The sequence below is a fragment of the Pseudonocardia terrae genome, from assembly GCF_021343995.1.
In the GTDB taxonomy this organism is placed as follows: domain Bacteria; phylum Actinomycetota; class Actinomycetes; order Mycobacteriales; family Pseudonocardiaceae; genus Pseudonocardia; species Pseudonocardia terrae.
The window spans coordinates 65,582-73,866 of record NZ_JAJTTE010000039.1 but is presented as its reverse complement, the minus strand read 5'-3'; the positions used below and the strand labels follow the sequence as shown (position 1 = coordinate 73,866).

9 protein-coding genes are annotated in these 8,285 nt (G+C 71.1%); all 9 read right to left on the bottom strand.

Annotation, left to right across the window (positions count from 1 at the left end; translation table 11 throughout):
• The coding region (gene dmpG / locus LWC33_RS23925) for a 4-hydroxy-2-oxovalerate aldolase (protein ID WP_233306702.1) at nt 1-601 on the bottom strand (601 nt) is incomplete at its 3' end.
• The gene (locus LWC33_RS23920) at nt 598-1,533 is read right to left on the bottom strand and encodes an acetaldehyde dehydrogenase (acetylating) (protein WP_233306701.1); all 936 of its coding nucleotides are present in this window, start codon (nt 1,531-1,533) and stop codon (nt 598-600) included. The genes LWC33_RS23920 and dmpG, both read right to left, overlap by 4 nt.
• Before the next feature lie 12 nt (nt 1,534-1,545).
• A complete protein-coding gene (locus tag LWC33_RS23915; protein WP_233306700.1) occupies nt 1,546-2,388 on the bottom strand; it encodes a 2-keto-4-pentenoate hydratase in 843 nt (280 codons plus the stop codon).
• 63 nt (nt 2,389-2,451) lie between these two features.
• Nucleotides 2,452-3,456, bottom strand: coding sequence for an amidohydrolase family protein (locus tag LWC33_RS23910; RefSeq protein ID WP_233306699.1), 1,005 nt, complete (start codon nt 3,454-3,456; stop codon nt 2,452-2,454).
• Between the two features lie 5 nt (nt 3,457-3,461).
• Complete coding sequence (locus tag LWC33_RS23905; protein WP_233306698.1) at nt 3,462-4,556, bottom strand: LLM class flavin-dependent oxidoreductase; 1,095 nt, start codon at nt 4,554-4,556, stop codon at nt 3,462-3,464.
• The gene (locus LWC33_RS23900; protein ID WP_233306697.1) at nt 4,553-5,389 is read right to left on the bottom strand and encodes a PaaI family thioesterase; all 837 of its coding nucleotides are present in this window, start codon (nt 5,387-5,389) and stop codon (nt 4,553-4,555) included. The genes LWC33_RS23905 and LWC33_RS23900 overlap by 4 nt, the downstream gene beginning before the upstream one ends.
• Nucleotides 5,390-5,519: 130 nt before the next feature.
• Nucleotides 5,520-6,362, bottom strand: a complete 843-nt coding sequence (locus LWC33_RS23895; protein ID WP_233306696.1) for an alpha/beta fold hydrolase — start codon at nt 6,360-6,362, stop codon at nt 5,520-5,522.
• Entirely contained in the window at nt 6,359-7,465 is a 1,107-nt protein-coding gene (locus tag LWC33_RS23890; RefSeq protein WP_233306695.1) for a DODA-type extradiol aromatic ring-opening family dioxygenase, read from the bottom strand. The genes LWC33_RS23895 and LWC33_RS23890 overlap by 4 nt, the downstream gene beginning before the upstream one ends.
• A 67-nt stretch (nt 7,466-7,532) precedes the next feature.
• A complete protein-coding gene (locus LWC33_RS23885) occupies nt 7,533-8,258 on the bottom strand; it encodes a FadR/GntR family transcriptional regulator (RefSeq protein WP_233306694.1) in 726 nt (241 codons plus the stop codon).
• Between the last annotated feature and the right edge of the window lie 27 nt (nt 8,259-8,285).

Below are 8,285 nucleotides of genomic sequence, written 5' to 3'. Positions count from 1 at the left end.
GTGTATAAGAGACAGCGTGGATGCCGATCTGGGTCGTGGGCTCCAGGACGTCGCGGTAGGCGCGGACCCGATCACGGACGTCGCGCATGGTCAGCCGGCCACCGGAGTCGGTCACGTAGACGCAGTGCGCGCCGGCCTTCTCCATGATCTTCGCCTGGGCCGCCAGGTCGGTGGCGGGGGCCATGTGCGACATCATCAGGAACCCGGACACGTCCATCCCGAGCTCGCGGGCGGTCTCGATGTGCTGGATCGCGATGTCGGCCTCGGTCGCGTGGGTGGCCACGCGCACCGAGCGCACGCCCAGGTCGAAGGCCGTCCGCAGCTGCTCGATCGTGCCGATGCCGGGCAGCAGCAGGGTGGTCAGCACGGCGTGCTCGACGACCTCCGCGGCCGCGGCGATCCATTCCCAGTCCGTGTTGCTGCCCGGGCCGTAGGTGAGGCTGGCTCCGGCCAGGCCGTCGCCGTGCGCTACCTCGATCGCGGACACCCCGGCCCGGTCGACCGCGGCGGCGATGGTCCGGACGTTCTCCGGGGTCATCCGGTGCCGCACGGCGTGCATGCCGTCCCGCAAGGTGACGTCCTGGACGTAGAGCCGGGTCATCGGGTCACCTCCAGCTGCGCAGTCGCCAGTTGTTCGGCTGTGCGCAGTGCGGCCGAGGTCATGATGTCGAGGTTGCCGGCGTAGGAGGGCAGGTAGTGCGCGGCGCCTTCGACCTCGAGGAACACCGACACCCGCCAGCGCGGCCGCGGCGCGTCCCCAATCAGGGTCTGGAGGGGTTCGTCGTCGGGGACGGGATCGACCTGGACCTGCTGCTTGAGCCGGTAGCCCGGCACGTAGCGGGCGACCTCGGCGTGCATGGCGGTGACCGAGGCGGTGATCTCCTCCGGATCGCCGCCAGCGGCCAGGCACAGCACGGTGTCCCGCATGATCATCGGCGGCTCGGCCGGGTTCAGCACGATGATCGCCTTGCCGCGCCGCGCGCCGCCGACGACCTCGATCGCCTTCGAGGTGGTCTCGGTGAACTCGTCGATGTTGGCCCGGGTGCCGGGGCCGGCCGAGCGCGAGGCGATGGAGGCGACGATCTCGGCGTACAGCACGTCGGTGACCCGGGAGACCGCGGCGACGATCGGGATCGTGGCCTGCCCGCCGCAGGTCACCATGTTCACGTTCCGCGCGTCCCGGTGTTGCTCGAGGTTGACCGCCGGCACCACGAACGGCCCGATCGCGGCCGGCGTGAGGTCGACGAGGATCTTGCCACGTGGCTCCAGCAGGACCGCGTTGGCGACGTGTGCCTTGGCCGAGGTCGCGTCGAAGACGACCCCGATCTCGTCGAACACCGGCAGCCCCAGGAGCCCACGCACGCCCTCGGCGGTGGTGGCGCACCCGAGGCGCTGCGCCCGGGCGAGCCCGTCGGAGGCGGGGTCGATGCCGACCATCGCGCCCATCTCCAGCGTCTCCGACAGCCGGACGACCTTCATCATCAGGTCCGAGCCGATATTGCCAGACCCGAGGATCGCAACCTTCGTCTTCATGGCGTGTGTCCCTCAGTTCGAGACGCCCAGCGGGCGTTCGGGGGCTACACGGTCACCGGGCCGAAGGGCGGTGCCCGAGAAGCCGACCGACACGGTGCCGAGGTCCGACAGGCGCGCGGTGTAGACGCCGTCCGCCGCCGCGGGCGCCATCGGCCCGAGAGCGCCGGACAGCACGATCTCCCCGGCCCGCAGCGGTGCCCCGAGATCCCGGCAGGTCCGGGCCAGCCACAGCACCGCCTCGACCGGATCACCCAGGCACGCGGCCCCGGTCCCTTCGCTCATCGTCGCGCCGGTTCCGTCGACGAGCTCCATCCGCACCGTCGTCAGGTCCAGCCCAGCGAGGTCGGTCGGCTCGGTCCCGAGCACGTACAGTGCACTGGAGGCGTTGTCGGCCACCGTATCCGCGAACGTGATGTCCCAGCCGGCGATCCGGCTGTCCACGATCTCCAGCGCGGCCACCACGTGTGCAGTGGCGGACCGGACCGCCGCGGCGTCGAGGTCGACGGCGTCGAGGTCGGCGGCCAGGACGAAGGCGATCTCCGCCTCCACCTTCGGCTGGAGCAGCCGGCCGGAGTCGGCCACGGTGGCGTCCGCGATCTCCATGTCGGCGAACAGCACCCCGAAGTCGGGGCGGTCGACGCCGAGCTGACGCTGCACGGCCGGTGACGTGAGACCCACCTTCCGGCCCACGATCCGGCGGCCGTCGTCGAGCGACCGGGCGGTCAGGATGTTCTGTACCGCGTAGGCAGTCTCAGCGCTCCCGTCCGGCAGCACGTCGCGCACGGGCGCGCACGGGGTGCGGGTGCGCGCGGCCTCGAGCAGCCGCTCGGCGGCCTGCTGTATGCCCTTCGGCATGGTCGTCCTTCCGTGATGGGCGAACAGTGGTGATCCAGCCGCGGCGACCCGCGGCGTCCGGGCTCAGGAACCCAGGCCCAAGAAGTCCATCGCGTTACGTGCCAGACGCGCGTGGCCGGCGTCCGTGGGCAGGGCGCCCGAAGCGACAGCCTCGTCGACGGACCGCATCGACTTCGCCACCTGATCGGCGAAGAACGGGGTGTCGCTGCCCAGGAGCAGCCGGTCTGCACCGAACCGGTGGACCAGCAGCCGAAGATGCTCGTCGTCGAACACGAGCGTGTCGGCGTACAGGCGGCGCGTCAGTGCGTCCCACACCGACGGGTCGCCCCTGCCCCCGAGGCCCGCGGCGACCCGTAACCGGGGGTAGGCCCACGGGAAGGCGCCGCAGCCGTGCGCGAGGGCCACCCGCAGGTTCGGGTGGCGCTCGAGAACTCCTCCGAAGACGAGGGACGACGCGGCGATCGCGGTGTCCGTCAGCATTCCGAGGCCCAGGTCGTAGGGTTGACCCGCGCGCCGGACCACCCCTTGTCCGCCCATGATCGGGTGGACGAGCACGGCGGCGCCGCTGCGGTCGCAGGCGGCCCAGAAGGCATCGAGCTCGGGTGCGTCGAGGTCGAGCTCGCCGACCCGGCTGCCGATCTCCACCCCGCGCAACCCCAGGCCGAGGCAGCGGGCTAGCTCGTCGAGTGCCTCACCTACGTCGGCGAGGGGCAGGCAACCCAGACCCCACAGCCGCCCGCCGGACCGGTCGCATGCTGCCGCCACCGAGTCGTTGATCGCCTTCGCGTACGCCGGGTCGGTGGCCCGAGACCAGGCGTGTTCCATGGTGACCGGCACCGGCGAGACGACCTGGTGGGACACCCCTGCCTCGTCCATCTCGCGCAGACGGGTCTCAACATCCCAGAGAATCGACGTCACCGCGCGGAAGGTGACGTCACCGAGCATGATCCGACCTGCGGACTCGGAGTCGACCACGAGTCGAGGCGCCGACGGGTCGTCGGGACCGGGCTCCGGCACGTCCGTACCCAGATGGTGCGCGTGGACGTCGACCGCGATCGGTTCGGGCACAAGAATCACCTCGGCGGTGAAAGGGCGGGACGCGGGGAAAGGGCGGGACGCATCGCCGCAACGATGCGACTCGTCGCCTGATCGGTCTCCCCGGCGTCGAGCCCCCAGGGAGGCGGGGTCAGCACGAGATGGTCGACCGGCTCCGCATGCCGGGCCGCCACCACGGGCAGATCGGTGGCTGTGCAGACGATCGTGCACTCGTCGATCGCGGCGTCCGGCACCGCCGCGACCATCCCAGCGGTGTCCTTCGCGCGTGCCGCCTTCCGGATTCGCTCCTGTTCGGCGGTCCAGCCGTGCAGGGCGAACAGCCGATCGTAGACGCGCGAGGCGGCGTACTGTGCGATGGCGAAGGCCGCGCGCCGGCGGGCTTCCTCCAGGTCCGACTCGCTGTCGGCGACGGCACAGATCCGGATTCCCATCACCTGCAACCCGTCGAGACTCCGACCTGCGGCGACCGCGCCCTCTGCCAGCTCCGGCCGGACGACCTCGTCGAGATAGCGGCGGGTGAACATCGGATGGCCGACCAGGCCGTCCGCGACCCGTCCCGCCGCGCGGACCATGCCGGGGTTGACGCCCGCGGTCCAGATCGGCAGGTGCTCCTGGAACGGCGGCGGGGTCTCCGTCGTCGGAGTGACGTTGACGGTGTAGAAGCGGCCCTCGTGGCGGACGGGTCCCTCGTGCAGGCGCCACAGTTTGCGCAGCACCTCGACCAGTTCGACCGTCCGGGCCGCGGGCGATTCCCCGCTCACGCTCAGCCAGTTCTCCAGCATCCCGCGGGTTCCGGTGCCGAGGCCGAGGACCAGGCGTCCTTCGGACAGCTCGTCGAGGTCGCGGGCCTCCGCGGCCCAGATCAACGGCGAGCGGCCGGGACCGTAGGCGATGTTCGAGCCCACCAGCACCCGCGAGGTCGCCGCGGCCAGCGTGGCCATCGGCACCGTGGCGGACCGGTTGTAGAGCTCGCTCACCCAGACCCCCTCGAAGCCCGCCTCCTCGGCCTCGCGGGCCAGCCTCCCGAGGCGGGCGTAGCGCTCCGCCCCCCGTCCACCGCTGAAGATCGTCAGTCCGTAGCCGGTGATCAGCCTTCGGCTCCCCTCACTCACGCCAGACCCGCCCCGGCCGGTTCCGCGGACGCCGACGACCGCAGGAGGACGGACGCGTTCGCGACGGGCTTCGCGCTCGCCGCGATGACCCGGACGCGGATGCTTGCGAGGGACCGCCCGACGTGCACTGGTTCGGGCACGACGGTCAACGGACCCATGGCCGGGCGGAGGTAGACGACGTGTACCGACGAGGTGCGCCACGGCACGCGACCCCCGGGCACGGCGGACGCCGCTCGCCGGCCGCACATCTCGGCCAGGCAGGCCAGGATGCCGCCGTGCGTCACGCCCTGGGCATTGTCCAGCCATGGCGACGGCTCCACCGTGAGGCCACCTCCGTCCACCTCGCGCGCGCCGAGTGCGCCGAGGAGGCCGGCTCGACGACGGTCCTCACCGCCCGTCGCCGGACCGCCGAGCGCCGGGACCCCGGGCACCGCCTGCCCCCAGACCGTGGCCGTCGCGACGACGGTCCCGTCCTCGTGCACGGCGCGCCCGTCCGCGGTTCCCCCGGCGGCGTCGGCATGCACCACCTTCGACTCCGCGAGCACCCGACCTGCGGTGGGCAACGGGAGCGGGAAGTTCAGACTCAGCTCCGTGGTGACCGTCCACCGATCATCAGGCATGCACGACAGCACGGCCTGGCCGACCACGTCGTCCAGGAGCACGCCCAGGGCACCGGACGCCGACACGCGTCCGGCGTCGCCGCGGTCGGGGCCGTCCTCCAGCCAGGCGCCGAGGGTCATCGCCCCCGCCGCCCAGCCTCGACCCGCGGTCAGCGGCGCGACGGCGAACAACTCCTCCGGACGTCCGTGCGGGGTGATCGTCGTGCTCAGCACGGGCGCCGCGACGGGGTGGGCGGAAGGGACGACGCCGACGGCATGGTGGGACCTCCGCAGAACACCAAACATCTTTAGGTCAGACCAAACGGTAGCAACGATGCACGGCACGGGCGAGCCCCGGCCGGACTCACGCCCGGAGGAAGTCCGACACCAGCCCGGTGAACTCCGTTGCGCGCTCGATCTGTGTCCAGTGCCCGCACCGTGCGAACACGTGCAGGTCGGCGTCCGGGAGGAGGTGGAGCATCGTCCACGACACCTCCGGCGGCACCACCTTGTCCTCCCGCCCATGGACGAGTAGCGACGGCGTAGGGATGGCGCGCGCCTGCTCCTCGGTGATGCCCAGCTCGTTGCCCTTGTGCCGGGGGTCGGTGAACATGGCGCGGTAGGCGCCGAACGTCTCGACGCTGGCTTCGTATCGGATGCGCACGAGCTCGTCCGTGATGATCGACTTGTCGACGGCGAAATAGTCCAGCAGCAGAGCACGCATGTTCTCGGGCGACGGCTCGTAGGCCCGCAGAGCCTTCAGCCCGTCCGTGACGGCCATCCCCACCCCGGGCGAGCCCATGAGCACCATCCGCTCGACCCGGTCCGGATACCGCTCCGCCATGTCGAGCGACATCCGCCCACCGAGGGAGTTGCCGACGACCGAGACCCGGTCCAGGCCCAGCGCGTCCATGAATCCGATGATGTGATCGGTCCAGGTCTGCAACGAATATACGACGTCGTCGGGCCGTGAGGTCGCGCCGTAGCCGACGGTGTCCGGCGCGAGGACGCGGAAGCGCTCGGCGAGACCGGGGATCGTGTGCTGCCAGTTCGCCCAGCCCGAGACCCCGGGACCGGAGCCGTGCAGCAGCAGGACCGGTGCGCCGTTGCCGGCCTCGAGGTAGAAGGTGTCGATCGGTTCGGCGGTGAGGCCGGGCACGGCGATCCGATTGCGTTGCACGAGGTCGGCGGTCGTTGCCGCGGTCATGAGACGTCCCGTCCCGCCGTCCCGACGCCCACCTCGGCGGGCGCCTTGAAGACGGCGAAGCACTTGTTGGAGTTGAACACGTCGGTGGTCACGAAGGTGGACCAGTCACGCGGTAGCCCGAACTCGTGCACCGCCCCCAGCAGGCAGAACCAGTTGAGCATCTCGTGCTGTCCGGCGTCGACGATCTCGGCGCCGCTGACCCCGCGCCAGGTGTCGACGTCGCCGGCGAGGAAGGCCTCGTACAGCCGCTCGTCGGCCGGGGTGTCCGGGCGCAGGTGCCAGAGCTTGTCGGTGAGGAAGGCATGCGACCAGCTCGACGAGGCCACGAGCGCGACCCGCAGGTCGGAGTCGGCGAAGGCCCGTGCGACGGCAGCGCCGAGGTCCAGGCAGCGGGACGGCGAAGGACCGACGGGATCCAACTGCTCGTCGGCGATGTCGGCGAACCGCGCCAACCCACCCTTGCGCGCGATCGCGTGCTGGCCATAGCAGTTCACAGTGATCGGCAGCAGCGGGTACGGGAACTCGGACCCGGCGGCGTCGTAGTCGAGGAAGAGCTGAGTGTTGAGGATAGCGTGCGGGAAATGCGCCCCCGCCCGCTTGCGGTAGGAGTAGGCCATGTCGAAGCCCGTCCCGATCAGGGTGTTCGTCAGGCGCCGGGCCGTCGCGGCATCGCCGTGCAGGGTGATCTCGAAGTCGTCCGGAAGGCCCCAGGCGTTGGGGCTGCCGCGCTCGTTCATCACTTCGAACGCCGGGACCTCGAGGTCGTCGTAGGCCAGCACGCAGAAGGGCGGCACGACCTCCTCGCGGAAGTTCTCGTACTGGTCGTCGCCCCACACGACCACCAGGTCGGGACGGAAGGCGTCGAGCTCGGCCCGGCAGCGCGCGAGGTGCTCGACGAGCTCGGCGCGATGGGTGGCGGCCGCGGCGGTCCCGCTGTCTTCGCCCCACTCCCGTCGCATCCGTTCCGGCCAGGAGGCCGGGTCCTTCAGCTCCGTCGGGATACCCGGGTCGGTCAGCGTCCAGCGCAGAAGGCCGGCCATGTGCTCGTCGGTCCCTGCGAGCAGCGGGTAGTGCGTCAGCCCCAGGCCGAGGAACTCCGCCATCATCCCTCCACATGTCTTCGGCGTCGCTGCCGATCGAGATCACCGTACGGAATCATGCATGCATGATTCAAGCGTCGTCCGCCGAGACCGGCGAGCGCGAGGAGTCCACGGCCCGGACGAGATCACCCCGGTGCAGGCTCATCACCTTGTCGAGCGCCTCGCGGTCGCGGTCGCGGATCGCCATCACCAGCTCGGCGTGGACCTGGATGTTGTGCGCGAACATCTCGTCGTGACCGGGCAGGAGTTCCGCTCGCACCAGGCTCCCGCTGATGATCGCGGCGATGGACTCGTACATACCCGCCAGCACCGGGATCCGGGCCGCGCGGGCGATCGCCATGTGCAGCCGCAGGTTCGCCTCCAGGTAGGCCCGGGGGTCGTCGGCCGCCCGCATCGCCTCGAGCGCCCACTCCATGTCGCGGACGTCGGACGGCCCGGCCCGGTCGACAGCGACCCTGGTCAGAACGTCCTCGAGATGGGTACGGGCCTCGAAGAGGTCCAGCGGGTCGGTCCCGGTGCCGGAGAACCACAGGTCGAGGGCCCCGAGCCGGACCTGCGGCGGCCGGCTCGCGACGAACACCCCTCCCCCCGGCCCCGACCGGACGACGACCAAGCCGCGGTCGCGCAGGATCCGCAGGGTCTCGTTGATCACGGTGGGACTCACCCCGAACCGCTCCATGAGGTCCGTCCTGCGCCCGAGGTTGGTGCCCACCGGGGTGCGCTCCGCCAGGAGCTCGTTCTCGACGTCCGCCGCCACCCGCTGCGCGCGCGACAGCGATCTGCCGTTCTCGGGCACGAGGCCTCCTCCAGGTCGAGTCGTCTT

Bases quoted from the DNA above. Each gene is read 5' to 3' on its own strand.
- LWC33_RS23920 (WP_233306701.1), bottom strand. From the start codon at position 1,533: ATGAAGACGAAGGTTGCGATCCTCGGGTCTGGCAATATCGGCTCGGAC.
- LWC33_RS23915 (WP_233306700.1), bottom strand. From the start codon at position 2,388: ATGCCGAAGGGCATACAGCAGGCCGCCGAGCGGCTGCTCGAGGCCGCG.
- LWC33_RS23895 (WP_233306696.1), bottom strand. From the start codon at position 6,362: ATGACCGCGGCAACGACCGCCGACCTCGTGCAACGCAATCGGATCGCC.
- LWC33_RS23890 (WP_233306695.1), bottom strand. From the start codon at position 7,465: ATGGCGGAGTTCCTCGGCCTGGGGCTGACGCACTACCCGCTGCTCGCA.